26 protein-coding genes and 1 pseudogene are annotated in these 24,632 nt (G+C 60.7%); 18 read left to right on the top strand and 9 right to left on the bottom strand.

Going from position 1 to position 24,632, the window contains the following annotated elements:
• Nucleotides 1-3 precede the first annotated feature (3 nt).
• Genes J5J83_RS07820 through J5J83_RS07790 form a run of 7 tightly spaced genes read left to right on the top strand, consistent with a single transcriptional unit; the run spans nucleotide 4 to nucleotide 7,139 of the window.
• The gene (locus tag J5J83_RS07820; protein ID WP_212347471.1) at nucleotides 4-978 is read left to right on the top strand and encodes a hypothetical protein; all 975 of its coding nucleotides are present in this window, start codon (nucleotides 4-6) and stop codon (nucleotides 976-978) included.
• Complete coding sequence (locus tag J5J83_RS07815; RefSeq protein WP_212347468.1) at nucleotides 975-1,739, top strand: ABC transporter permease; 765 nt, start codon at nucleotides 975-977, stop codon at nucleotides 1,737-1,739. Before J5J83_RS07820 ends, J5J83_RS07815 begins: the two co-directional genes overlap by 4 nt.
• A 2-nt stretch (nucleotides 1,740-1,741) precedes the next feature.
• Complete coding sequence (locus J5J83_RS07810; RefSeq protein ID WP_212347465.1) at nucleotides 1,742-3,148, top strand: ATP-binding cassette domain-containing protein; 1,407 nt, start codon at nucleotides 1,742-1,744, stop codon at nucleotides 3,146-3,148.
• The gene (locus tag J5J83_RS07805) at nucleotides 3,126-4,010 is read left to right on the top strand and encodes a CmcI family methyltransferase (protein ID WP_212347463.1); all 885 of its coding nucleotides are present in this window, start codon (nucleotides 3,126-3,128) and stop codon (nucleotides 4,008-4,010) included. The genes J5J83_RS07810 and J5J83_RS07805 overlap by 23 nt, the downstream gene beginning before the upstream one ends.
• A gap of 3 nt (nucleotides 4,011-4,013) precedes the next feature.
• The gene (locus J5J83_RS07800) at nucleotides 4,014-4,901 is read left to right on the top strand and encodes a hypothetical protein (protein WP_212347459.1); all 888 of its coding nucleotides are present in this window, start codon (nucleotides 4,014-4,016) and stop codon (nucleotides 4,899-4,901) included.
• 2 nt (nucleotides 4,902-4,903) lie between these two features.
• Entirely contained in the window at nucleotides 4,904-5,563 is a 660-nt protein-coding gene (locus tag J5J83_RS07795) for a methyltransferase domain-containing protein (protein WP_212347456.1), read from the top strand.
• Between the two features lie 7 nt (nucleotides 5,564-5,570).
• A complete protein-coding gene (locus J5J83_RS07790) occupies nucleotides 5,571-7,139 on the top strand; it encodes a hypothetical protein (RefSeq protein ID WP_212347453.1) in 1,569 nt (522 codons plus the stop codon).
• Between the two features lie 31 nt (nucleotides 7,140-7,170).
• Here the strand turns inward: J5J83_RS07790 and J5J83_RS07785 are convergent, their stop codons facing one another.
• From J5J83_RS07785 to J5J83_RS07775, 3 genes are all read right to left on the bottom strand, one after another.
• Nucleotides 7,171-7,524, bottom strand: a complete 354-nt coding sequence (locus tag J5J83_RS07785; protein WP_212347450.1) for a DUF2304 domain-containing protein — start codon at nucleotides 7,522-7,524, stop codon at nucleotides 7,171-7,173.
• A complete protein-coding gene (locus J5J83_RS07780) occupies nucleotides 7,521-9,338 on the bottom strand; it encodes a glycosyltransferase (protein ID WP_212347447.1) in 1,818 nt (605 codons plus the stop codon). Before J5J83_RS07780 ends, J5J83_RS07785 begins: the two co-directional genes overlap by 4 nt.
• Nucleotides 9,339-9,499: 161 nt before the next feature.
• On the bottom strand, nucleotides 9,500-11,104 hold the full coding sequence (locus J5J83_RS07775; RefSeq protein ID WP_212347444.1) for an NAD(P)/FAD-dependent oxidoreductase: 1,605 nt from the start codon (nucleotides 11,102-11,104) through the stop codon (nucleotides 9,500-9,502).
• Between the two features lie 142 nt (nucleotides 11,105-11,246).
• Between J5J83_RS07775 and rlmJ the strand changes: the two genes are divergently transcribed.
• The 4 genes from rlmJ to J5J83_RS07755 all read left to right on the top strand — a co-directional run bounded on the left by rlmJ (nucleotide 11,247) and on the right by J5J83_RS07755 (nucleotide 14,519).
• A complete protein-coding gene (gene rlmJ, locus J5J83_RS07770) occupies nucleotides 11,247-12,092 on the top strand; it encodes a 23S rRNA (adenine(2030)-N(6))-methyltransferase RlmJ (protein WP_212347441.1) in 846 nt (281 codons plus the stop codon).
• Nucleotides 12,089-12,442, top strand: a complete 354-nt coding sequence (locus tag J5J83_RS07765) for a nucleotide pyrophosphohydrolase (protein ID WP_212347438.1) — start codon at nucleotides 12,089-12,091, stop codon at nucleotides 12,440-12,442. Before rlmJ ends, J5J83_RS07765 begins: the two co-directional genes overlap by 4 nt.
• Before the next feature lie 140 nt (nucleotides 12,443-12,582).
• Complete coding sequence (locus J5J83_RS07760; protein WP_212347435.1) at nucleotides 12,583-14,166, top strand: inorganic phosphate transporter; 1,584 nt, start codon at nucleotides 12,583-12,585, stop codon at nucleotides 14,164-14,166.
• Nucleotides 14,167-14,186: 20 nt separating this feature from the next.
• Complete coding sequence (locus J5J83_RS07755; RefSeq protein ID WP_212347432.1) at nucleotides 14,187-14,519, top strand: DUF3301 domain-containing protein; 333 nt, start codon at nucleotides 14,187-14,189, stop codon at nucleotides 14,517-14,519.
• A gap of 48 nt (nucleotides 14,520-14,567) precedes the next feature.
• Here J5J83_RS07755 and folE read toward each other — a convergent pair whose 3' ends face one another.
• The 3 genes from folE to fabI are packed head-to-tail and all read right to left on the bottom strand — an operon-like array spanning nucleotide 14,568 to nucleotide 16,652.
• Nucleotides 14,568-15,203 carry a GTP cyclohydrolase I FolE gene (gene folE / locus J5J83_RS07750; RefSeq protein ID WP_212347429.1) on the bottom strand — a complete coding sequence of 212 codons (636 nt, stop codon included), beginning with the start codon at nucleotides 15,201-15,203 and terminating at the stop codon, nucleotides 14,568-14,570.
• Between the two features lie 58 nt (nucleotides 15,204-15,261).
• Nucleotides 15,262-15,858 carry a hypothetical protein gene (locus J5J83_RS07745; protein WP_212347426.1) on the bottom strand — a complete coding sequence of 199 codons (597 nt, stop codon included), beginning with the start codon at nucleotides 15,856-15,858 and terminating at the stop codon, nucleotides 15,262-15,264.
• A 14-nt stretch (nucleotides 15,859-15,872) separates the two neighbouring features.
• Complete coding sequence (fabI, locus tag J5J83_RS07740; protein WP_212347423.1) at nucleotides 15,873-16,652, bottom strand: enoyl-ACP reductase FabI; 780 nt, start codon at nucleotides 16,650-16,652, stop codon at nucleotides 15,873-15,875.
• A 202-nt stretch (nucleotides 16,653-16,854) separates the two neighbouring features.
• Between fabI and J5J83_RS07735 the strand changes: the two genes are divergently transcribed.
• From J5J83_RS07735 to J5J83_RS07725, 3 genes are all read left to right on the top strand, one after another.
• The gene (locus tag J5J83_RS07735) at nucleotides 16,855-17,355 is read left to right on the top strand and encodes an HAD domain-containing protein (RefSeq protein WP_212347420.1); all 501 of its coding nucleotides are present in this window, start codon (nucleotides 16,855-16,857) and stop codon (nucleotides 17,353-17,355) included.
• A gap of 120 nt (nucleotides 17,356-17,475) precedes the next feature.
• Nucleotides 17,476-18,261 carry a hypothetical protein gene (locus J5J83_RS07730; protein WP_212347417.1) on the top strand — a complete coding sequence of 262 codons (786 nt, stop codon included), beginning with the start codon at nucleotides 17,476-17,478 and terminating at the stop codon, nucleotides 18,259-18,261.
• 10 nt (nucleotides 18,262-18,271) lie between these two features.
• Nucleotides 18,272-18,820 carry a YaeQ family protein gene (locus J5J83_RS07725; protein ID WP_212347414.1) on the top strand — a complete coding sequence of 183 codons (549 nt, stop codon included), beginning with the start codon at nucleotides 18,272-18,274 and terminating at the stop codon, nucleotides 18,818-18,820.
• 51 nt (nucleotides 18,821-18,871) lie between these two features.
• Here the strand turns inward: J5J83_RS07725 and J5J83_RS07720 are convergent, their stop codons facing one another.
• A complete protein-coding gene (locus J5J83_RS07720) occupies nucleotides 18,872-19,750 on the bottom strand; it encodes an alpha/beta hydrolase (RefSeq protein WP_212347411.1) in 879 nt (292 codons plus the stop codon).
• A gap of 233 nt (nucleotides 19,751-19,983) precedes the next feature.
• Here J5J83_RS07720 and J5J83_RS07715 point away from each other — a divergent pair, with 233 nt between their 5' ends.
• The 4 genes from J5J83_RS07715 (at nucleotide 19,984) to J5J83_RS07700 (ending at nucleotide 23,212) form a co-directional block, all read left to right on the top strand.
• Complete coding sequence (locus J5J83_RS07715) at nucleotides 19,984-20,622, top strand: hypothetical protein (protein ID WP_212347408.1); 639 nt, start codon at nucleotides 19,984-19,986, stop codon at nucleotides 20,620-20,622.
• A gap of 205 nt (nucleotides 20,623-20,827) precedes the next feature.
• Nucleotides 20,828-21,145 carry a co-chaperone GroES gene (locus tag J5J83_RS07710; protein WP_212347405.1) on the top strand — a complete coding sequence of 106 codons (318 nt, stop codon included), beginning with the start codon at nucleotides 20,828-20,830 and terminating at the stop codon, nucleotides 21,143-21,145.
• Nucleotides 21,146-21,180: 35 nt separating this feature from the next.
• Nucleotides 21,181-22,803: a chaperonin GroEL gene (gene groL / locus J5J83_RS07705; RefSeq protein WP_212347402.1), complete on the top strand. Its 1,623-nt coding sequence runs from the start codon at nucleotides 21,181-21,183 to the stop codon at nucleotides 22,801-22,803.
• Between the two features lie 97 nt (nucleotides 22,804-22,900).
• Complete coding sequence (locus tag J5J83_RS07700) at nucleotides 22,901-23,212, top strand: hypothetical protein (RefSeq protein ID WP_212347399.1); 312 nt, start codon at nucleotides 22,901-22,903, stop codon at nucleotides 23,210-23,212.
• A 90-nt stretch (nucleotides 23,213-23,302) separates the two neighbouring features.
• Here the strand turns inward: J5J83_RS07700 and J5J83_RS07695 are convergent.
• A pseudogene (locus tag J5J83_RS07695) lies at nucleotides 23,303-23,787 on the bottom strand (transposase); the annotation flags it as partial.
• 124 nt (nucleotides 23,788-23,911) lie between these two features.
• Entirely contained in the window at nucleotides 23,912-24,568 is a 657-nt protein-coding gene (locus tag J5J83_RS07690) for a hypothetical protein (protein WP_212347396.1), read from the bottom strand.
• Between the last annotated feature and the right edge of the window lie 64 nt (nucleotides 24,569-24,632).

Genomic DNA, 24,632 nt, shown 5'->3' with positions numbered 1-24,632 from the left:
GATGTGACCCGAGTCCGCTTTATTCTCGACGACGCAACGCAGTGCAACACGCAGCGCGCGGTCTTGTCCGCGTTCGCAGCCGATCTCGAGAAGCGTGCGCAGGGAGAGATCGTCAGATCTTCGCAGCTGACCGAATGGCGGACGTGGGACGATGTGCCTGCGGAATCGTCTCGTCGCTTGGCGCTGCGCCTGCTGGCGCTCGAATCGGCTCCGGATCTGGTGACAGTTTTTCTGCCTGGTCATATCGTGCCGGGAGAGATCGCGTTGCTGGCATCCGGGACCGAGGCGCTTGCAGCGTACGGATTTACCACGGTCGCAGACCTCGACTTGTTTGTCGTCGATAATGCGCACGCTCAAGTACGGCAGTTTCAGGACTTTGTTTCAAGTGGGGCCGATTACGAGGCGATCAGCCGGTATGAGGGTTTCAGTGCGGGGAGCCTTCCGATGCAGATCGGCGCCGACGGATTGACCAGCGCGCTGCTATTTACGCAGCGGCCTTGGTATTCTGCATTCTCTCCTGCGCGCATACGTTGGCTTGGATGGGTGAAGCAGGCAATGGCGATGGGCGTGCTCGATGCGGGTATGGTGGATGACGATATTCGCGCCGGACTCGTTCGTCCCTCGCTGCAATGCGATGTCAACGCATTGCTCGAGGGGGGTGTCGCACCACAGATGCCGGACCTGACGCTGGATTCCCTCTTCGTGGTGCCAGAACAGCGCCTTACTGCAGAGCAGTATCTGCTTCTGCACTCAGACGAGTTGCAACGTCGGACGGTCCGTTATTCCAAGCTGAAAAAGGGATCAGGCAAAGTTGCGAAGAGTCGCACGTTGAAGTCTCGGCTGAAAGGTTTCAGAAGACCTTTGCGATTCTTGAGGCGCCTTCCGAGTCTTGGATTTCGGGCCGCCTACGTCTTGTATTCGATGACGGCCCGTCCCGCGGTGAAAAGGCTGCGCGAGCGATCCCGAGCCAAGCCATGAAGCCTTTTCTGTGGGCTGCGTGGTCACTCGTCATGAGGGATTTTCGAGTGCGCTTTCGACGGACCTTATTGGGCGTCGTCTGGTTTCTCGTGCCGCTCTTCACCCTTGTTTCGATGGCGTTGTTCGTGGGGCAGGACCTGGGGTTGTACCGCGAAGGGCAATCGAAGAACTACCTGGTTCAATTGCTCGCGGGACTCCTTTTGTGGCAATTGGTAGCCGATACGTGGCTCGAGCCCATGAGGCTTGCACGACGTGCCAACATGCTCCTTCGATCTGTCGTCTTCGATGCTCGAGTCTTGCTGGGCGCAGGCGCACTGTCGGCGCTGGTCGCATTCGCCCTCAAACTCCCGGTTCTGATTGCTGCCCTGATCTGGTTTCAAGTGCCATTTACCGCGTCCATTTCATGGTTTCCACTCGCTGTGTGCATCCTGCTGGCGGCGGGCGCGGCGATGGCGTGTTTCACGTTGCCGCTGAGTCTTGCATTGCTGGATGTCCGTTATGCCATGCCCTTTGTCCAGTATGCCCTTCTGCTCGCGACGCCAGTCTTCTACACTGCACCGCAGTCTGGCCCGTTGGCGCTGATCAATCATATCAATCCATTCAGCTACATGATTGTACCTTTCAGGGACATGCTGACCGGTACGATGCCTGATGCGAGCGCAGTACTGGGCTTGCTATTTCTCGTGTGTCTTTTTCTCGGCCTTGGCCTCTACTATTTCCAGGCAAAAGTGCGCCTCGCGGCAGCCTATATCGGCCATTGACGATGACCCAAGACTGCGACATCGTTCTGAGTCTCGATCAGGTCAGCCGGTCGTTCCCCCGTGATATCGCAGACGTTCCGGCCGCGGTACTGCGTGAGATGCTCTGGCCCCGTTCGCTGCTGAATCGTCCCCGACCCGACAGTTTCTTTGCGTTGCGAGATATCACTCTTCAATTGCGCAGGGGGCAGAAGTTGGGCGTCATCGGCGCTCACCGCAGCGGAAAATCCACCTTGGCTGGGATCGCCAGTGGGGTGTTACACCCGACTCGAGGGCGAGTTGCGGCAAGGTCTTCGAGCTTGCTTGTCAGTCGGCCCACGGCGGGCTTCAAGCTTGCTTTGAGTCTGCGGGAGAACCTGGCTTTTCGTGGGACACTCGCCGGCCTGCTGGGAGAGAATCTGGACCGTGCCGTCGGAAGGGTGTTGCAGGGCAATCTCATCGACAGCAAAGTGGCGGAGCGCCCACTGGGCAATCTTTCGCCTTACCTGATCAGAAAGTTGGGGATGGATTTGCTCTTGCAGATTCCTGCCGAGATGCTCGTGATCGATGAACTCGTTGGTGCAGGGGCTGGCGAGGCCCGATTGGCGACGCGGGCGGCGTTGATCGAGCGCATTCTGGCCAGTACGGCGCTTGTCGTCAGTACGGATTTCGAATTCCTCAAGGAGGTCGCCGACCAGTCCATGGTGCTGCAGCAGGGGCGACTGTATGGACCATTTCACACCGAGTTGGCATTTGAGCATTTCCTGCGGCAGTCCGATGGGTCGGATATGGGCCTTGAACCCACATCTGACCTCGCTCTGGAACCAGATGCCGTCTTCGACCCGGAAGACGAGATGGGCGGGATTGCGCATGTCGAAGAGGCTGGGCGGCTGACAGCGTTTCAGTCGGAAGATGCAGAAGCGTCGATGCAGGAGGAGGATGAGCGTTTCCAGCGCCGAAGCGCCAAACAGGCATTGAGCCATGTCGCGATCGCGAAGCGCATCGTTGTCGACGGTGAACAATATGAGCGTTCCAGGTTGCGACTTCTGAGAAGGCCGGGCGAAACCCTGGATGTAAGCGTTGATCTCCTTCCCAATGCGTCTTTCCCGTGCGAGGCTGTTGAGCTTAGCCTGCATTCGGGCCATGGGCTGGAGGTCGGGCGCACGGTCCTGATGGTGCATGCGGTACATTTTCGCCAAGGCAGGCCGAGCAAGATTCGCTTCAAGCTTCTAATACCCGATCTGCCCAGGAACCACTACGGATTGGCACTGCACCTTGTCAAACAGGGGGCCGCAACGAGCGCCACGGGAGAGATCAAGCTGATTGTATTCGGGCTGCAGACCAATTCCCCGAAAGCGAGCGGTCTGCAGCTGGATGTCTCCGGACTATCAATTGAGAATTGTCTATCACATGATGCAAGCGAACTCGCCTGAAACCATAGAGCCGAAGCCGGACCGGCCAAAGCCAAAGAAATTTCGTCGCCCCTCGAGGATGTCGTACCCGATTACGGCAAGATCGACCTTGAGTACAATCCTTCGCGTCATCCGGCATCCACTCGCGTCCTTCCGTTTGATTCATGACGAAGGCTGCGCCCAGGGCGGTGCGCTGATCAAGGATCCTGACTATCGTGAACGTTGGTCGTCCAGTATTGCCGAGTACGTTCACTGGTATTTTGCTGACAAGCGCATGATGCATAGCATCAGCTGGCTGGGTATCCCGACCAGGAAGATGCTGCCGGACATGTGGGTCTATCAGGAGATTATCCACGAGTGCAGGCCCGACTACATCGTGGAAATCGGTAGCCTTTTTGGGGGCAGCGCGCTTTTCATGGCCAACGTGTGTGACATGATGGGCCATGGATCAATCATTTCCATAGATATTTCCCGCGAGAACTATCGCGTCAGTCATCCCCGAATAGTCGAGTTGACGGGGGATTGCGCCTCGTCAGAGATCGTTGATCAAGTCAGGAGTCTGGTTCAAGACGGTAGCGTCATGGTCATTCACGATGCCGACCATACCCAGGAGGCCGTGACGCGTGACCTGGCGCTCTACGCTCAATTTGTGACCGCGGGTCAATACCTCATCGTCGAGGATGGCGTCGTGGATCTCTATAATCCGCTGCAAAGCCGAATGGCACACAGCTTTCCCGAGGGCGGGCCATTGCCTGCCGCCAGGCGTTTCCTCAAACAGAATGCCGAGCTCTACGAACTGGACATGACGCGTGAGCGCTTCATTCTCACCTCCAACCCGAGAGGCTATCTGAGGCGCAAGCCATCCCTTTCCGAAGCGGGATAGGCAATGCGAGTCCTACTTCACATTGGATATGGCAAGGCAGCCTCAACTACCTTGCAGGACTGGTTCGAGCGTCATCCGGAGATCTGGCGATTCTCCGAAAAGGGGCTTGTCAAAGGCGCAGCGGCAGACAAGAAAGTGTGTGTGCTGAGTGATGAGCGCTTATCCCTTGGTCTGGCGTTTGATGCAACGAGTGGCTTGATCGCGAATGCTGATTCGATCAAGGCGTACCAGAGCAGCCGCTGTCAGGAGCTCAGGGATCTATTTCCGGATGCTTACGTGCTGATCGTAACACGGGGCTTTTCGCAGTTTCTCGAATCATTCTACGCACAGTACGTTTCAAAGGGCGGGGTGCTCTTCTTTTCGGAATTCTTGACGGATTACGCGAATCCAATCCTGGATCTGCTCGATTACAACTACCTCATTGGAACTTATCAGGAAGCGTTCGGGGATCGCGTCATTACCATCCCGGTCGAACTGCTCAAGAGCGACGCGGACAGATTCTATGGCATTATCGAGAGCCGTCTAGGTCTCGCCGCTGACAAGCGCTCGTCCGCCAAGAAATTGAACGCACGCATCGACTCACGCAGACTTCGTGCGTTGCCGCTTTTTTCGCGTCTCTTTTTCAGGCTGCTCCGCCCCTTCAGCCCGACATGGCAACGTATCCTGCAAAAAATCTACGTGCGGCATCTGGCGCGCGGACGGCTGGGTTTGTACATGTCGCGCCTTGTCCCGGAACGGTTTCTCCCGAGTTCCCTGCTGTCGGATCTGGATGTTTCACGGTTTGAAGGGTTTGCGGACATACTTGCCACACGTGAAATCTACTCGGCATTCAAATCGGATTACTTGCTGAAATCGGCCGCCGTGAATGCTTGCGGAACAATCAAGGATTAATGATGGCTTCGGCTAACGTAGCAGAATGGATTGCAAAGAACATCGGCCACGCCGGAACCGACGTGCTCGAGCTTGGCTCGAAGAGATACAAGGAGCATGCATACCTGGATCTCCGCAATCTCTTGATCGGCAAGGGCAAGGAGATCAACTTTACCGGATGCGACATGGCGGCCGGCGAGAACGTCGATATCGTTCTGGATCTCACCGCATCGTTCGATCAGATCGAAGCAGCGTTGGGTGGCAGGAGGTTCGATACGGTCTTCTGCATCAGCCTCCTCGAGCACATTCCGGATGTTTTCGGTGCGTGCCGCAATATCGCGCAATTGTTACGCCCGGGTGGTGCAATTTTCATATCCGTGCCTTTTATTTTTCGGTATCACGGGTATCCGGGTGATCTTTGGCGCTTCACACCCGAAGCCGTGTGCTATCTGTTTCCCGGTATCGACTTTCAGGAGTACAGATACTCGTCAGTCTCCACACTCGAGGAGGGCGATACGCTGTCGCTCAGGAACAGGAACATGGAGAAGATGAACCGTTTCCTGTTCCGGCCGAAGTCGCGTGAGGAAAAACTGGAACGCAAGCGAAACAAGCTGGAGGGTGGCGACGTACCGGCATATTCGCTGGCACCAGCGATGATCAATATGATTGGATTCAAGAAGTAGGTGCGTCATGCCGCTTGCGCTTAGGCATATTTTCGAGCACTTCACCGATCACCCCGAGGTGCTGGAGAGGCCATGGCTCATTCTGGGCAAAGGGCCGAGTTTTGCGTCAAGGGGCAACTATGATCTGTCTCAGTACAAGGTCCTGTCCTTGAACGACAGCCTGCGCGAATGTGAAGCCGTCGCCATAGCGCATTTCGTCGACTTCGATGCCTACGAGCGGTGCGCTGATACGCTGTCGGAACGGCTGGACATTCTCGTTGTCTTGCCCTGGTTTCCACATTTCAATCACGAAGCGGGGCGCACCGATCTGCTCACTCTCGCTGCCCGCCATGTGGCGCTGGCCAAGCTTGCAGCGGAAGGACGCTTGTATTGGTACGACCTGAGTTCGTCTCCCGTAAGGCGCGGTGATTACCCGGTCATCTCGGCGTACTATTTCAGCTCGGAAGCCGCCTTCGACCTGCTGGCTACGGCTGGCGTCAGGCAAGTGCGATCTTTGGGTGTCGATGGCGGCACGACCTACAGCGCAGAGTTCTCTGATCTGACATCCGTATCTCTGTTGGCCAACGGGCATCGGAGCTTTGACCGTCAATTCGAATCCTTCGCGACGGTCATCGCAAGGACGGGCGTGGATTATGCTCCGCTGGACATGGAAACGCCGATTCGCGTCTGCGTCGCGTCAAGCGCCAGTGAGGCGTTGCCGGTAAAGGTGCTTGAGTACTCGATCAAAAAGCACGCAAGCAGCACGGTCGTAGTCGTCCCCTTGTGCGACGCGGGTATCTCCATCCCGAAGCCGATTGCGCCGGAGAATCGTGCTCGTACGCCCTTTTCGTTTCAGCGCTTCATCATTCCCGAGGTGTGCGGTTTCGCTGGTCGTGCAATCTATCTCGATTCTGACATGCTCGTATTCAGGGATATCGTAGATCTTTGGCGTCGCCCGTTCGGAACGGCCAATGTGCTATCCGCATATTCGAGTACTTCCAGTGGTCGAAAGCCTCAGTACAGCGTGATGGTGATGGATTGCAGCCGGCTCGAATGGAGTATTCAAGATATTGTAGGTGCGCTGGACGCCGGCGAATTGAGCTACGAACAGTTGATGTACGATTTTTCGCTCGCCCACGCAAACGCGGTAATCGAACCCGACTGGAATGCGCTGGAAACGTACAAAGCGGGCCAGACGGCCTTGCTGCACTATACCGACATGAACACGCAACCGTGGGTGTCGCACCTGAATGCGCTGGGCTACCTTTGGGTCAGGACGCTTCGTCAGGCGCTACAGGAGGGGGCCATATCGAGAGGTTTCGTTGAAGATGAGGTGGCAAAAGGCCATGTGCGCCCATCTCTGCTCCATCAACTCGATTACGGCATAGACGACGCCATTCTCTTGCCGAAGTCGATCATTGCAGCGGATGCGCAGTTCACCGCGCCCTACCGCACGCTTGAGTCGCATCAAGCGTCTCCATGGAGGAGTCGTCTGCTCTGGTTGCGGGCCAGTGTGCGCGCAAGGTACCAGAGCACGTCGCTCTACAGAATAGAACGCCGTATCGGGCGATGGCTGGCAGCGTCGCTTGGTCGATGACGGTTCAGCATGGCGGTCCTGCCGGGTAAATTCAATCGTCTGGATTCTTCTGGTTCGGGCGCTCGAATTCGGACAAGGCCAAACGTTGGTTCAGACGGCGCAGCTGGCGCTCGAGTCGCGCCAGTTCAATGTCGCTCTGCAAGGACTTGATCAGCAGGACGATGACTGCGGCCAGCAGCAGTAGCGTTGGGGCGTAGCTGATGCCAACGGTGAGGGCCAGACGATCGATAAGACCCGGCCATACGCCCAGCAACGCGGCGGCGGCCGCTACAAAGATCCAGAATACCCCTTGGCGTGCCTGCAATTTATCGCGTCGGACCAGTGCAATGATGGTGATGGCAAGCCCGAATCCCAGTAATGTCGTCGTCAGGTGGAAGGGTGTCATTGCTTAAGGAAGTGTTTTGGATGCCCGCGCGAGATGCAAAGCAGTGTGCTCTCCATCATGTACCGGGCGATTCGCGCCCAGCCGGTAAAGACGCGCGGAGATACACTCGCGCGAGGGTGCATCTCGACAGGCACCTCCATGATCGACAGCCCGGCGTTGCGTAGTAAGAGCAGGACCCCAAGGTCCTTGTAGTCGAGGAGTGTTGCCTCTTCGCTTGCCAGTATTTCACATGCTGCTCGACTATAGCAGCGTAGTCCGGAAGTCAGGTCGTCGATACGAAATCCGGAGATCGTCCTGAAGTAAGACCACGCCAGACGACGAGTCCGGCTGCCGTGTCCGGTGGAAGCGCCGATCACGACGTCGGCGGTCATTGCTGCCGCGAGTATTTCCGGAAGGCAGCTGGGCTCGTGTTGGCCGTTCGCATGCAGGGTGATCACTTGACGGTATCCGTTGCGCATTGCATAACGGATACCGGTTTGCATCGCTCCCCAAGCACCGACGGACAGAACCGGTTCAAGAACCACCGCATCGGCTGCACGGGCGATGGCCGCCGTATCATCCGTGCTTTGGTCACTCACCACGACAATGTGGTGCAGTCCTTGGGCTCTCACGGCCGCGATGACGCCCTCGATCGTCGGGGCTTCATTCCGTGCCGGAATCACGACGAGCGGTTGGCTGAAGCGAACTGGATCGATTTCGGGTCGGGGGTAGATCGAGCGTATTGCGGCCGTTGAGGGCGCGATGTCGAAGCGCTTGAGAATTGCCGCTCGACCTCGGGTGCCGGCGATTGCCGCGAGGTCAGGATCGGCACGCAATGTGCTGATTGCCGCTCGCCACCGTGGCAGATCGCCTACCGGTACGGTCAGTCCGGCTTGGCTGCTAGTGACCAACCAGGGGAGGGCAGAGCCCGACAGCGCACTGACGAGGCATGGGCGGGCGTAATACATCGCTTCCATGACCGCAATGCCGAACGCTTCGGTACGTTCTCGTGAGGCCAGGCAAAACGCGTCGCACTGGGCGAGCAGCGCATGTTTGGTACTCTCATCGATCCGCCCGACGAGGGTTGTCCTCGCGTCACGCCCCTGCGCCTTTATGTGCGCCTGAAGTGCAAGCCGATCTTCGCCATCGCCTGCAATCACCAGATGGACGCCATCCATGCCGGCGACCGCGTCTATCAGTGTCTGATACCCCTTGTAATGCGAGAGGCGGCCTACCGACAGTAATCGAAATGTGCCCGCGGGCCAGGGGTCAACGGCCAGGCCAGGTGGGTGTGCAGGCAGCTTCCGTGTGTCGAGCGCAAGCGGAACCATACGACATTTGTCGCGCCAGCGTTGCAATGGGACTGAAGCGGCCAAATAGTCCGGCGAGGTTACGATGACGTGCTGCGCACGCTTCAGAACGGCTTGCTCGAAGGGGCGATAGACTTGATATGCGAGAGACAGCGCAGAGCGTCGAAGTGTCGGGATTACATCCGAATGCCAGTGCACCACCCACGGAATATCGCATGCTTCCGACAGCGTGAGCGCCCAAAACGCTGACGGGTTTGGCATGTGCAGATGCAGGACGTCCGGTTTGATGCGCCGGATGGCTGACTTCAGATGGGCGCGGAATGCTGGTGCAATCGGCGTATAGAGGATTTGCCGCGAAACGGGGACCCTGATCAGCCATGACGGATCTTCGTCCATGGGGGTGCCATGTACAAGAGCAAAACTCTCATCGCCCGCAGCGCGCTGGGCCTCGGCGAGGTCGGCCAGAAACGTTTCCATGCCGCCGGGGTCGGGCGGGAAGAACTTGCCGATGTGGAGTACGCGCATGGATGGGGTATCTGACTCGCGCGACAAGTCTTCGCGTGTCTGGCCGGTGTTGTGTGGGCGCAAATGTAACCCGTTTACGCCGGGCGCCGCAATTCATGCTGAGGCCAGGCATCGTGGCAGTTGATTCTGCCAATCGCCTTTGCAGCGAAGACGCGCGACTTTCAAGCCGCTTTGTTGATGTCGCAGGCCACGGCTTCCGCCACACGAATTCCATCAACGCCCGCAGACAGGATGCCACCTGCGTAACCCGCCCCTTCGCCCGCAGGATAGAGCCCTTTCACGTTCAGACTCTGAAGGTCTTCCCCGCGTGTGATCCGTACCGGGGACGAGGTGCGTGTCTCGACCCCGGTCAGTACCGCATCGTGCATGGCGAAGCCCTTGATCTGGCGCTCGAACGCAGGCAGCGCCTCGCGCATGGCTTCGATGGCGTAGGCGGGCAGGGCGGTCGACAGGTCTCCGAGCCTGACGCCGGGCTTGTAAGAAGGCTCGACCGAACCCAGTGCGGTCGACGGGCGGCCGGCAATGAAATCTCCCACCAGTTGTCCAGGTGCCTCGTAGGTGCCGCCGCCGAGCACGAAGGCGCGTGATTCGAGTTCGCGCTGCAGGGCGATGCCGGCCAGCGGGCCACCGGGGTAGTCCGCCGGGGTGATGCCGACCACGATACCGGCATTGGCGTTGCGTTCGTTGCGCGAATACTGGCTCATGCCGTTGGTGACCACGCGGTTGGGCTCTGACGTGGCGGCAACCACCGTGCCGCCGGGGCACATGCAGAAGCTATACACCGAGCGTCCGTTTCGGGCATGGTGCACGATCTTGTAGTCGGCCGCGCCGAGCAGCGGGTGTCCGGCATGTTTTCCCAGCCGGGCCCTGTCGATCAGCGACTGCGGATGCTCGATACGGAACCCCACCGAGAATGGCTTGGCCTCCATGAATACACCGCGCTCGTGCAGCATCTCGACCGTGTCGCGCGCGCTGTGGCCAAGGGCAAGGACTACGCGATCGGTGCGAATCTCTTCGCCGCCGGCCAGCACGACCGCGCGAATATGACCATCCTCGATGCGGACGTCGGTGACACGCTGCTGGAAACGGATCTCGCCACCGAGCGACTCGATCTCGGCACGCATGGTTTCAACCATGCCCACGAGACGGAAGGTACCGATGTGCGGCTTGCTCACGTACAGGATTTCTTCTGGTGCGCCTGCCTTGACGAACTCGGTAAGCACCTTGCGGCCGTAGTGCTTGGGATCCTTGATCTGGCTGTAGAGCTTGCCGTCGGAAAAGGTGCCGGCACCCCCTTCGCCGAACTGCACGTTCGACTCCGGATTGAGTACCTTTTTTCTCCACAGGCCCCAGGTGTCCTGCGTGCGCTCACGCACCGCCTTGCCGCGCTCGAGCACGATGGGGCGGAATCCCATCTGCGCCAGCACGAGTGCGGCGAAGATGCCGCAGGGGCCGAATCCGACGATCACCGGGCGAGTGGCCATCGTGGCCGGCGCCTGGGTGACGAAGTGGTAGGTCGTATCCGGCGCCGGATTGACGTGTCGGTCGCCGGCAAAACGCGTCAGCACGGTGGCCTCATTGGCGACCGCCAGATCGATCGTGTAGATGAAACTCAGCGCCGCCGCCTTGCGGGCGTCGTAGCTGCGCTTGAATACGGTGAAGGCGCGCAGCTCGGTCGCCGCAATGCCCAGACGTTCGATGATGGCCGACTTGAGCGCCTCCTCGGGATGGTCAAGAGGCAGTCTGAGCTCGGTGATTCGCAGCATGGGTGATCCGGTAATGGCAATGGGCGATCGACTCGCCAGAAGCACGGATTGTAAACCGGATTGGCAGCGCGCAGCAGCGGTGCAACGCCTGAGCGCGGCTGGCGGTGGTAGCATTCCACGCCTTCGCTCTCCGTTTGTGCCCATGCTCAGTTATCGCCACGCCTTTCATGCCGGCAATCATGCCGATGTGCTCAAGCACTTCGTGTTGCTTGAACTGCTCGACTACTACAATCGCAAAGACAAGCCGTGGATGTACATCGACACCCACGCTGGCGCCGGCTGCTATGCGCTCGATGCCGAGCAGGCGGAAAAAACGTCGGAGTTCGTCGATGGTGTCGCTCGCCTGTGGGACCGTGACGATCTGCCGGCGCCGCTCGAAGCCTATGTCAAGGCGGTGCGCCAGTTCAACCCGCACGGTCGGCTGGTGTTCTATCCGGGATCGCCCGCATTGGCGATGACGGTGGCGCGACCGCAAGACCGGTTGCGCCTGTTCGAGCTGCATCCGGCCGACACGGTGTCGCTGCAGCAGACCTTTTCCACCGAACCCGACCGCGTGCAGGTCCGCAAGGCGGATGGCTTCTCCGGCCTGCGGTCCCTTCTGCCGCCGCCCTCGCGCCGTGCGGTGGTGCTGATCGACCCGCCGTACGAGGTGAAGGACGACTATCGCCATGCGGTCGATACCCTGCGCGATGCCATGCGTCGCTTTCCGACCGGAACCTACGCGCTGTGGTATCCGCTGCTGGCGCGACCCGAAGCGCGGCAATTGCCCGAGCGGCTGGCTGCCCTTGGGGCGGAAAGTTGGCTGGACGTGCGCCTCGCGGTGAAGGGGGCGCCCAAGGATGGTTTCGGCATGTTCGGCAGCGGGCTGTTCGTAATCAATCCACCCTGGGTGCTGCCCGAGCGCCTCGAGGCGGTCATGCCGTGGCTGGTCGAGGTGCTGGGCGAGGATGCTGAGGCCGGTTTCGACCTGGAGCATCACATCGAATGAAAGTGGACGCTCTTCACGAATTGCGCGACAGCCTGCGCCGGTTTGCGGACGAGCGCGACTGGGGGCCCTTCCATACACCCAAGAACCTGGCGATGGCACTGGCGGGCGAAGCGGGCGAGGTGATCGAGCACTTCCAGTGGTTGAGTGCCGAGCAATCTGGCGCGCTCGATGAAGATACCCGCGAGGCAGTCGCACTCGAGCTCGCCGATGTACTACTGTACCTGGTGCGTCTGGCCGACGTGCTGAATGTCGATCTCGCCGATGCCGCACGCCGCAAGCTGGTGATCAATGCGGCGCGTTATCCGGCAGAAAAGGCGCGTGGGCGGTCCGACAAGTACGACCGGCTCTGAATGACGACGCGCCGCCGCCCTGCATCTGTGGCGTCAACGCCGCGTCCTTGACCGGCCCGCAGCCCTTAATTGCCGGTTGTCGTTGGGGACTTGTCACTTTTCTGAAACAATGGCGCCTTTCCGATTTCCGGATATTCGGCGTGGATCTGCAAGACATCAAAGACATCGAACGCGCGACCGAGCAAGGTCGTGGCGAATTGTTCCGGATCGGCTTTGCCCTGATCTTCATCGTTTGCGTGATGCTGTACACCGCCATCCGCGGTCAGGGCGAAGGTAGCATCGTGCTGGTCATCGCGGCGGTAATCGGCGGCTACATGGCGATGAACATCGGTGCAAACGACGTTGCCAATAACGTCGGTCCTGCGGTCGGCTCGAAGGCGCTGACGCTGGGCGGGGCGCTGGCCATTGCGGCCATTTTCGAGGCCGCTGGTGCCCTGATTGCCGGCGGCGAGGTGGTCGGCACCATCCGTAGCGGCATCATCAACCCGGACATGCTGCGCGACTCCGCCGAGACTTTCGTGTGGGTCATGCTTGCCGCCTTGCTGGCAGGTGCCTTGTGGCTGAATTTCGCCACTGCGGTGGGTGCGCCGGTGTCCACCACGCACTCGATCGTCGGTGCCGTGCTCGGCGCCGGGGTGGCCGCGAAGGGCTTCGACATCGTGAACTGGGGGTCGATGTCCGCGATCGCATCGAGCTGGGTGATTTCGCCGGTGCTGGGCGGGGTGGTTGCGGCCGGCTTCCTGTATCTGATCAAGCGCAGCATCACCTATCAGCCGGACATGGCGGCGGCGGCGCGCAAGATGGTGCCCATGCTGATCGCCTTCATGGCCTGGAGCTTCGGGACCTATATCCTGCTCAAGGGCCTGGGCAAGGTCTGGAAACTGAGCTTCATGGCGGCTGCACTCTACAGCCTGGGGTTTTCCGTCGTCGTGTTCCTGCTCGTGCGGCAGCGCGCGAACCGCATTGGCAATGTCATTGCCAACACCAAGGGGGACGTGAACAAGCTGTTTACGCTGCCGCTGATCTTTGCCGCCGCCTTGCTCAGTTTTGCGCACGGCTCCAACGACGTCGCCAACGCGGTCGGGCCGCTGGCCGCCATCGTCGATGTCGTGACATCGGGCGGCGCGATCAACGACAGCGCAGCCATCCCGGTGTGGGTCATGGGGGTCGGCGCGCTTGGCATTGCGCTGGGGCTGGCCCTGTTCGGTCCCAAGGTCATCCGTACCGTCGGTTCGGAGATCACCGAGCTCGATCAGATGCGCGCCTACTGCATCGCCATGTCGGCCACGATCACGGTGATTGTCGCCAGTCAGCTCGGACTGCCGGTCAGTTCCACGCATATCGCGGTCGGGGGGGTGTTCGGTGTCGGTTTTCTGCGCGAATATTTGAAGAGCAACTACGACCGCATGATGGCCGAGATCAAGGCCCACCACCCGGAAGGCGACCAGGCTGCAATCGATGCTTTCCTGGTCGTGTTCAACAAGGCCTCGATCGACGAGAAGGGTGAAATGCTCAAGGATCTCAAGGCGCGCTCCAAGCGCCGCCAGGATCCGGCCAATTTCTCCAAGGGCGAGCGTCGTGGCTTGCGCAAGGTCTACAAGCGGCAACTGGTGAAGCGCTCGCAACTGATCCGGATTGCCGCAGCATGGGTCATTACGGTGCCGGCGTCCGCGCTGATGGCGGCGATGATTTTCTACATGATCCGGGGCATGATGGTCAGCTGATGACCTGTTAAGCTTGCACCATGTCATTTGCCGAACTATCCGCGCTGTTGGTGCTGGGCTTTGGTGTCTGGTTCTGGTTCGACAGCCTCAAGGCCCGCGAAGTCGGTGTGGCGGCGGCGCGCAATGCGTGCGAACGCGAGGGCGTGCAGCTGCTGGATGAAACCGTCTCAGGGCGGTCGCTGCGCCTTGCCCGGGACGCGGACGGGCGCCTCATGATCCAGCGGGCCTACGATTTCGAGTACTCGGATTCGGGCTTCGATCGATATCGCGGATCGGTGGTGCTGCTCGGGCGCGAGGTGGCGATGCTCGACATTACCGAGCATCGCAATAACGTGTACCCGCTGTTTCCCTGACGCGCTCGGGCACAACTGCAACCATGGTGCGGGCCGTGCATCCGCAATTCAGCGTTTGGGGTGGTCGATGGCGCGCAGGAACTCGTTGCGCAGTTGGTCCGACTGCTCGAAGCTCCCCGAAAACGCCTGCGTCACCACACGTTCGTCGCCGCGGCGGTCTTCGCCGAGCAGCAGGCAGAGTTGTTCCGCCTCGATGACGCATGCCGCACCTGCCGCCTGGCCATGGGTCGTCAGCGCTTCGACAATGTCCCGCGTCATCCACTCCTGGTAGGTGAAACGGTGGCCGATGGCGTCGACCAGGCGTGCGATGCGGCCGAAGCCGTGCAGTCGGCCGCCCGGTACATAGGCGACGTGCGCATAGCCGCGAAACGGGACGAGGTGATGCGGGCAGACGCCGTGAATGGCGATGCCACGCACCACGACCATGTCGCGGCGGTCGTCTTCAAATCCCTCTCCGAGCGCTTCGGCTGGGTCGAGTTCGTATCCGCCGAGAAGACGCTTCTGCCACAGTTCGCGCACCCTTACCGCCGTGCGGCCGGTGTGGCTGGAGTCGGGCGTAATGCCGCACGCATGCAACAGGTCGGTGATTGCGCGCTCGAATGCAGGTGCGTCGAAATTGCCGTGGCGGGGAATGCCGATGCTGCGCGGAGTATCCGCGGGTGGGGGGTGATGATCGTGATCCATGACGATGTTTCCTTGCCTGAACCCGAATCATACGCCCGCAGTCCGTCACGGGCGGAAATCAGGCAATGAACACCGGGTCGGAGAACACCAGCGTCCCATCCTTGCGCATCATCAGGTTGTTGGCGTTGAGAATGTCGGGCAGCACGTGGTACTCCTCGACGAAGTCCGACAGCGCCTTGAGCGCCTGCTGCACGCTATCATTGATGTCGAGCGGATTGACCGTCATGTGGTAGAGCGCAATGCGGCCCATGTCCATGCCCAGACGGCTCCACTGCTGGCACGCCGACCAGTAGTACTCGATCAGGCGCGTGGCCAGATCGGCGGCGGGCGAGTCGGCCTTGAGCGGATACAGTCGCTCCATTTCGATCAGATGAAACGGGTAGCCGGACTGCGCCCGGCCGATCACGCCATGATCGGCGTGAACGATCGGAAAGTGCTCTCCTTGAGGACGATCGGCGGCGGTGTACAGGAAATAGTCGGCCGGTGAGCTGACCACTTTGTACACCCGCTCGCCGTCACCCTTGTCGAGCACGATCGAGTATTCGCCGCGACCGATCTCCGGCTTGCCGTCAAGCAGCGGGTGGGGCGGTACCGGGTCCGGGAGGACCAGGTTCTCCCGGCCCATCCGTGCGCGTGCGTCCGACAGGTCGATCAAGGCCCTGGCCTCTTTCAGCCCATGATGTTGTAGCCGGCGTCGACAAAGTGCACGCCGCCGCTGATCAGACGGCCGGCGTCGGAGACGAGGAAAGCCGTGAGCGCGCCAATGTCCTCGGGCGTGACCAAGCTGTGCATCGGCGAACGCTCGACGGCGGCTGCCATCAATCCGTCAAAGCCGGCGATGCCCGAGGCGGCACGCGTCATCAGCGGACCGGGCGACACCGCGTTGACGCGAATGTTCTTTTCACCCAGTTCTGCCGCGAGATAGCGGGTGGCGGCTTCGAGCGCCGCCTTGCACAGACCCATTACGCCGTAGTTGGGGATGACCTTCTCCGAGCCGAGATAGGTCATGGTCACCAGCGAACCGCCACCGGCCTTGATCAGAAGGGGTTCGACCATCTTCGCCAGGCGCACGAAAGAATGGGTGGAGACATCCATCGCCAGCGCAAAGCCGTCGGCCGAGGTGTCGACGACGCGACCGTGAAGATCGTCGCGCTTGGCAAACGCCATGCTGTGCAGCACGAAATCGAGTTTGCCGTAGCTGGCATCGATCTGTGCGTACACGTCGCTCATGGTCTGCGGTTGGGTGACGTCGAGGAGATAGGCGTCCTTCACGCCCAGGCGGTGCAGCACCGGCTCGATGAAGGCGCGGGTCTTTTCGTTCTGGTAAGTGATGATCAGGGTGGCGCCGGCCTGGGCGCACGCCTCGGCGACGCCGGTCGAGATCGATTTCTCGTTGGCGATACCGGTGATGAGTCCGATCTTGCCTTCCAGGTTGATGATGGGGGTCATGGTGCTCTCCGCTGTATGAGTGTGATCAATTTGGTTGCAGTGCACTATTGAAGCCGATAAAGATGACGGCCATTGGATACAGGCGCGAAAGAAATCTTCTGGCGTCGTGCAAAAGACATGGTTTCCAGTATATTCTGCATTGCAGCATCAATACACCCGATCCGGGGAAAAACCTGCACGGGCAATGACGTAGAGCAAATAAATGAATCGAACGACCTATATCTTCATGGATTTTGACGGGGTGACCCACCCTTGGGGCGAGGTGGAGGATTTCCGCTGCCTGCCGCTCATCGAGTCCGTGATTCGCGAGTTCGAAGAAGTGAAGATCGTCATCTCTTCCGACTGGCGCATGCTGTTCTCGCTGCAAAAGCTCGTCGCGCGCTTTTCGGAGGACATCCGGCCCCGCGTGGCGGGCGTCACCCCGCACATGCTGCCCAAGCAAGGGGCCGAACTCCATGGCCTGCGCGAGCGTGAATCGATGTTGTGGCTGGCACAGCACGAGGCCGACATCTCGGCGTCGGCCTGGTGCGCGATCGACGATGCGCCGGGCAACTGGCTCAGCCGTTCGCGCCTCATCCTCACCGACTTCAAGCGCGGTTTCACCGAAGAAGACGCCGCGGCCCTGACGCGAATGCTCAATGCCTTCCGCGATGGCGTGCCTGCGCTGGAGAAACCGCGTTCGAGTTTTCGCTGGGCGTCCTGACGCGCAACCGGCGCAATCGCGCAGCGTCCGCGTTGGCGCAGGGGATCTTCGCTCAATCATGATCGTTGCCCGATCGGGCGCTGATCGGCACAATGTGCGCCCGTTTTCCGGATCCGTCTCATGTCTTCAGCTTTCTCGGGGGCGCCCGACGCCGTGTTGCCTGCCGACCCACTGAGTGCGCTCGCGGTGCCCGACGTTCAGCGCCAGGCGGCGCGCATGGCGCAGGACGCCTTCGGCCGCGTGTTCCGGCTCAGTCTCGAAGCCACTGATCAGGCACGTGCAGAAGGCGTGAATGCGCTGTGCGAAGCCATGCGCAACTGGGCGCAGGCCGGCGAGGGCGACGACGCCAGCGCGTTGCGGCTGGCAATGCTGATTGCCGGTGCGGATCAATGGGGGCTGGCATGGAGCCAGGCGTTCGAACTGGCGGCCATTCCAGGTCTGACCGAACTGCTCGGCGCGCTTCGCACCGGTCTCGATCCGCAGGCCGAGTCACGTTTTCTGCAGCAATTCGAAGCGGTCAATGCCGCCGAGGCCAACGCGATCGACTTCAAGGTGGAGTTGCGCCGTGGCATTCACCTTGCGCTGTGGCATGCCGCGATTGCCAGCGAAGAACGCGATGAGGCGATGCGTATCGTGGCCAAACTGGGCGGTCTGTTGATGGCGCTGGTGCGGGACATGCCGATTGCGGGCTGGCGCCTGGTGGCGGATGCACTGGCGCATGTGCAGCTTCGTTGCCTTGCGGAAGGGCTCGCGACGGAGGGCATTGCCCAGGAGGCCACGCAGTCGCTTTTTGCGGCGCTATCGCGTGAGCTGCCCAAGGCTGAACGCGATGTCATCATGGCACACGCCGCGCAAGCCGTAATGGCGTGGCAGCGCGCAAGCCGTCCGTCCGACACCGTGCACTGAGGCGATCACAATGGCTTTGAAATCAACGGTGTACAAGGCCGAACTGCAGATCGCCGATATGGATCGCAGTTACTACGGCGACCACGCTCTGACGCTGGCCCGCCATCCGTCGGAAACCGACGAGCGCATGATGGTGCGCCTGCTTGCGTTTGCACTCTATGCCGATCCGGCGCTGACGTTCGGCAATGGACTCTGCGTAGACGACGAACCCGACCTGTGGCAGCGCGACCTGACCGGCGCCATCCAGCGCTGGATCTATGTCGGGCAGCCGGACGAAAAGTGGATTCGCAAGGCATGCGGACGGTCTGACCATGTAGTGGTGGTGTGCTTTGGCCGTGCTGCCGGCATCTGGTGGGACGGCATCAAGAGCAAGCTGTTACGGCAGCAAAGTCTCACCGTGATCCGGCTCGCCCCCGAGCTGGCCCCGGCACTTGCCCGCCTCACCGATCGCACGATGCGCTTGCAATTCACACTGCAGGACGGCCATGTCTGGGCGACCAACGGACTGGAAACCGTCGACGTGGCGCCCGAACTGCTGATGGGGCCGCCGCGTTACTGATCCGCCCGTCTCGTGTGGCCGTGGCGCAGGCCCGTATCCGTCTTGCGCAGTCTAGCCTGCCGACAGAAAGTCCGTAATTGCCGCCGCCGTTGCCGCCGGGTCTTCCTGCATGAAGCAATGGCCGCCTTGCATGACCCGTTGGCTGACGGCGTCGTTGCTGGCGCACCAGCGTTCGATCCCCTTGATGGCAAAGGGGTAGGTGTCTTCGCCACGCAAGACCAGCGTTGGCGTGCGGATCTTCTCCAGCGATGACCACAGGCGACGTGGGTAGGAGCTGAAGATCTCGGCTTCGCGCGCGGGTTTGCACTTGAGTTCGACGCCGCCGTCGGCCACGTTGCGCAACGCGTGGTTGACGTAAGCCCACAGGGCTTCTTCCTTCCAGCCCTTGAACATGCCGCGCCCCTGCAGCGACGCAAACGCAGACTGCCTGTCCGGCCAATGGTGGCGGCGCTTGCGCGTGCGACTGGCCAGCGTGTTGCGCGAATACAGGCCGACCACATCCGACAAGGCCATCAGACCGATCATCGCGGGCGGAAAGAGCACCGGGTCGAGCAGCACCGCGCGCGCAAACTGCGTGGGTGCCTTGGCCAGCATCAGGCTGGTGATGACACCACCGAAACTGTGGCCAACCGCAAATACCGGCGCATTGCGAAAGATCTGCCCACGTGCCCGCCAGGCCTCCAGGCATAACTCGGCGGTACGGTTCCAGCCATGGAAGCGTCCGCCATGGTCACTGTCGCCATGCCCCTGCACATCCGACAGGAAGAGATCGAAATGCGGCGCCAGGCGTGCCAGCATCGGCTCGTAAGTGCGGCCACAATAGCCGTTGCCATGCAGGAAATGCAGCACCGGCTTGCCCGAGGGCAGGGAGTGTTCGCCGCGCAGCGTGTAGCCCGCAGAACATGAGTGATACCAGGCCTGGAGTTGCATGTCGAATCGATGGCGACGGTTGGGGCAGGTAGCGAGTTTAGCGCCAATGACCGAGTTGTGCGCTGCCGCAGGGCGTCGGCTTGCATCGTGTGCTCATGCCGACTCCCGGTCGGCGCGCATCCGGCGCGGCAGGACCATGGTGCTTGCCTTGTGCCTGCGCTGCCGGTAGCTTTTCGCACAGGCCCGTTTCACAGCCCCGACGGGTCGATCATCTGTTTGAAAGGAGGACGGCCATGAATCTACTGGCGACCATCTTGGATCAGATCGGCGGTATGCGCATGCCGCTCTATGCCGTGACTGTGACGGTAGCGCGGGCGGCGGATACGCCTGCCTTGCTGATGCTCCACTGGCACGGTTTCCGGCGCACTGGCGGCGATGCCGATCCACAGGCGCCGATGCAGGCGCAATCGGTGCCCGGCTCAGCCTTGCAGTTCAATACACGTTGGCTTCGCGTCGAGGAAATCGAGGCAGAGGTGCTCGATGCGGCCTGGCAGATGGGTGCCTGGGACATGGAGCGGCGTGACCGTCGTGGCTGCGAGACCATTGGCGCTTCGAGCCGGGAGGCGCTCGAATGCCGCCAGGCCTTCGGTGACAATCCCTTCAAACCCGGCGACGAAGCCCACCTGATTGCCGAAGCACCAGATCGTGGCGAGATGCTCCGGGTCGCCGCGCGCAAAGGGTATGTGCGCTGGCAGTTCCGTCCGGTGCGCGACAGCCTGTGGCGCACGCTCGCTGTGGACGACACGCTTGAAGCCGATGGCAGCCGCAAGCCGCCGTGTCCGGTGAGTCCGCGCCGGTTGACCGAACCGGAGCGGGCGCCGGAGGTGTATCGCCTGGGCCGGATCGATCACATCATCCTGCCATCGAGGTGAGGATAACGCTCGGGCGCCAGGGCGCATGCCGGTCGGCGCGAAAAAATCTGCATCGGGACGCTTGAAATTTTTTTCTCCCATCCCCAATAAACGACCCAGCAGCGGAGACCCCCTGCGTGCCGTTCGACGCCAGCCCTTCCGGGCAAGGCGTCGCGGCATAACCTTTTGTTCTATTGGTGATATTTAATCGTTAAGGAGAGCGTCAATGCAAATTCGTCCTCTACGCGACCGGATTATCGTCAAGCGGCTCGAAGCGCAGCGCACGACTGCGTCCGGCATCGTCATCCCCGACAACGCAGCTGAAAAACCCGAGCAGGGTGAAGTGCTCGCAGTCGGCCCCGGCCGTCTCAACGACAAGGGCGAGTTGCTCGCCATGCAGGTCCGGGCCGGCGATCGGGTTCTGTTCGGCAAATACGCCGGGCAGACGGTCAAGATCGACGGTGAGGAAGTGCTGGTGATGCGCGAAGAAGACGTGATGGGTGTCCTCGATGCGGACACGGTGGCCGAGCGCAAGGCCGCCTGAGTTCGACACGGGATCACGAAAAGGAGTTGAGAATCATGGCTGCAAAAATCGTTCAATTTCATGACAACGCCCGCGAACGTATCGTCAAGGGCGTCAATATTCTGGCCGATGCGGTCAAGGTGACGCTGGGTCCGAAGGGGCGCAATGTGGTACTCGAGCGCAGCTTCGGCGCGCCGCATATCACCAAGGACGGCGTTTCCGTTGCCAAGGAAATCGAACTGAAGGACAAGTTCGAGAACATGGGTGCCCAGATGGTCAAGCAGGTCGCCTCGAAGACGGCCGACGTAGCGGGCGATGGCACCACCACCGCCACCGTGCTGGCTCAGGCCATCGTCCGTGAGGGCATGAAGCATGTGGCTGCCGGCATGAACCCCATGGACCTGAAGCGCGGCATCGACCAAGCGGTTGGCGCCGTCGTTGCCGAACTGGCGAAGATCTCCCGCCCCTGCGATACCAACAAGGAGATCGCCCAGGTGGCGGCCATCTCCGCCAATTCTGACGCAGCCATCGGCGAGATCATCGCCCAGGCCATGGAGAAGGTTGGCAAGGAAGGCGTCATCACCATCGAAGAAGGCAAATCGCTCGAGAACGAACTCGACGTGGTCGAAGGCATGCAGTTCGATCGCGGCTACCTGTCGCCCTACTTCATCAACAATCCGGACAAGCAGGTCGCGGTGCTCGATGACCCGATGCTGCTACTGTTCGACAAGAAAATCTCCAGCATCCGCGACCTCCTGCCGGTGCTCGAGGAAGTCGCCAAAGCCGGCCGTCCATTGCTGATCATCGCCGAGGATGTGGAAGGCGAGGCGCTCGCCACCCTGGTGGTCAACAGCATGCGCGGCGTGCTCAAAGTTGCCGCGGTCAAGGCACCGGGCTTCGGCGACCGTCGCAAGGCCATGCTGGAAGACATCGCCGTCCTGACCGGCGGCACGGTGATTTCCGATGAAACTGGTCTGACCCTCGAGAAAGCCACCCTGGCCGAGCTGGGCAGCGCCAAGCGCGTGGAAGTGCGCAAGGAATCCACCGTCATCATCGATGGCGCGGGCGAACAGTCCGGCATCGAGGCGCGTGTCAAGCAGATCCGCGCCCAGATCGAGGAGGCCACGTCAGACTATGACCGCGAGAAACTGCAGGAGCGCGTCGCCAAGCTTGCTGGCGGTGTGGCAGTGATCAAGGTCGGCGCTGCGACCGAAGTCGAGATGAAGGAGAAGAAGGATCGTGTAGACGACGCCCTGCATGCCACCCGCGCCGCGGTGGAGGAGGGTATCGTGCCCGGTGGTGGCGTGGCGCTGCTCCGCGCCCGCAATGCCGCTGGCAGCCTCAAGGGAGCCAATCACGACCAGGATGCCGGCATCCAGATCGTGCTGCGTGCACTCGAGGCACCCTTGCGTGCCATCGCTGCCAACGCGGGTGACGAGCCCTCGGTGGTCGTTGCCAAGGTCGAAGAGGGCCAGGGCAACCACGGCTATAACGCCGCCGACGGCAGCTATGGCGATCTGGTAGCCCTTGGCGTGATCGATCCGACCAAGGTCACCCGGACGGCGTTGCAGAACGCCGCCTCTGTGGCATCGCTGATCCTCACCACCGACGCCACCGTGGCCGAGGCCCCGAAGGAAGAGAAGGCGCCCGCACCAGCCATGTCTGACATGGATTACTGAGTCGGGCCCGACGCCGGGCCCTCGCGGCCCGGCATCCCGAAGAGCGCCGAAGCGGTGGGGTACGCCGCTTCGGCTTTTTCGTTTTTGAGTTTGAGGTATGGGGGGCGCGACTCAGACCGCTCAGTTCAGCCAGATCGACGAGCGGCGAACGCCCCGAGCGGTCGTGCCGTTTCCAGGAGAGGGCGGCGTTGCGCTTGCAGGTAATATTGCCGTGGGCGTCGTAGTCGAAACGCAGATCCTCGAACATGGCGATGTGGTTATCGAGGGCGGGGTAGCCGATGGCGCGGTCGATGGGGTCGAGCAGGTTGCCGGCCGGATCGAAGGCGAAGGACTCGGGGCGGGGGCCGGTGGCCTCGAGGATGCGGCCGGTGGGGTCGTAGCGGAAGGCCTGGGTGTATTGACCCAGTGAAAAGCTGCTCAGGTGTTAACCTAGAAAGGAGTGGTAATCCCCCCATTTCTAGGGCAGCCAGAAGTAGAGCTATGCGGCCATGGCCAGCCGGTGCCCGGCGCGACGAAGAAAGATGCGGATGCGTCGGTAACCGTAGCGCGGGTACTGCGCTGCCAACCGCCTCATCTCGCCAATCAGCGGGCGATCACGCTCATCGAGCCGCGACACATAGCCCAGCGCCGAACGCGACACGCACAACAAGGCGCACGCGCGACGCTGCGAAACGCCTCGCTTCACTGCGTAAAGCACCTGCGCTCGGCGTGCGCAGGTGCTCACCACTTTTTTGCCGTGATCTCCTTCATCACGTCGATCTCCAGATCCCGCTCGGCCAGCATCTTCTTGAGCCGCGCGTTCTCGGTCTCCAGCTGCCGCAGTCGCTTGACCTCGTCCGAGTTCATTGCGCCAAAGCGCTTGCGCCACGTATAGATCGTCTGCTCGCTCACCCCGTGCTTCTTCGAGACCTCCGCGACCGGCAAACGATCGGCCTCCCGAAGGATCTTCACCATCTGTTCTTCTGTAAAACGACTCTTGCGCATGGCTCTCCCTTCTTCTTGGAAGCCATCCTCTCAAGTTTCAGTTGGTCCGAAAAGCCCGGAGCAGGTCACGGGGCGCTGCCCGCAGGCATGCAGGATTACAAGACCTACCGTTGCTTTTCCAAGGCTACTTCTTCCGCTTCCAGAGAGGAATGGGGCCGCCAGCGGTAATCTCGTCTAGCCGACCGTCAGAGGTGTAGCGGTATTCGAGTTGATCTTCGCCCGTCCATCCTTTGGAGAGTGCACGGACGCTTACAGGCCGGCCATCTTTTGAATACTGATACAGGTTGATAGAGAAAGCGCCAGCGAGGCCCACAACCACGTCGAGTTTCGTGTTATCGGGCCTTGAGATCACTTTACGAATACCTCGCACCTGAGACTGCATTTTCTCTGGCTTGCCTATCCACTTGAACGAAACAGTGTGCATTTCAAGAATTGAATCAGCTTCATCGTAGAGGGTGGCGTGTAGCGCTTTAACTGTTCTCTGGCTCGGAAGCACCGTGATGACATGTCTGCCGTTGACAAAACCAGCGCAGTATTTCCCCAGCCAGCGAGCCTCATCCACGCTCTTGTATTTTTTCTTGATCAAAAAATCAGATGAGAACCCCATTCGCTCTGACTCGTAGGGAATGGGCGAAAAGTAATCCCCGGATGAGAATTTCCAGTCCGTGACCGAATTGAATCGGTCTAGGTAGGCAGAATACAGAGTTCTCAAATCGGTCGCTTCGAACTCTTGCCTCAATTCCTGGAGGAGGATCGTCACTTCTGGTAAATCGAGCAGCATGGTACTTCTCCGTCAGAGGCAACAGCACTGGTGGGGCGCTTGCCATGACCCATTTTCCATTCAC

Source organism: Azoarcus sp. L1K30, from assembly GCF_018122735.1.
In the GTDB taxonomy this organism is placed as follows: domain Bacteria; phylum Pseudomonadota; class Gammaproteobacteria; order Burkholderiales; family Rhodocyclaceae; genus Parazoarcus.
Note: the sequence above shows the minus strand (reverse complement) of the source record. Positions and strands in the feature narration are given on the sequence as shown.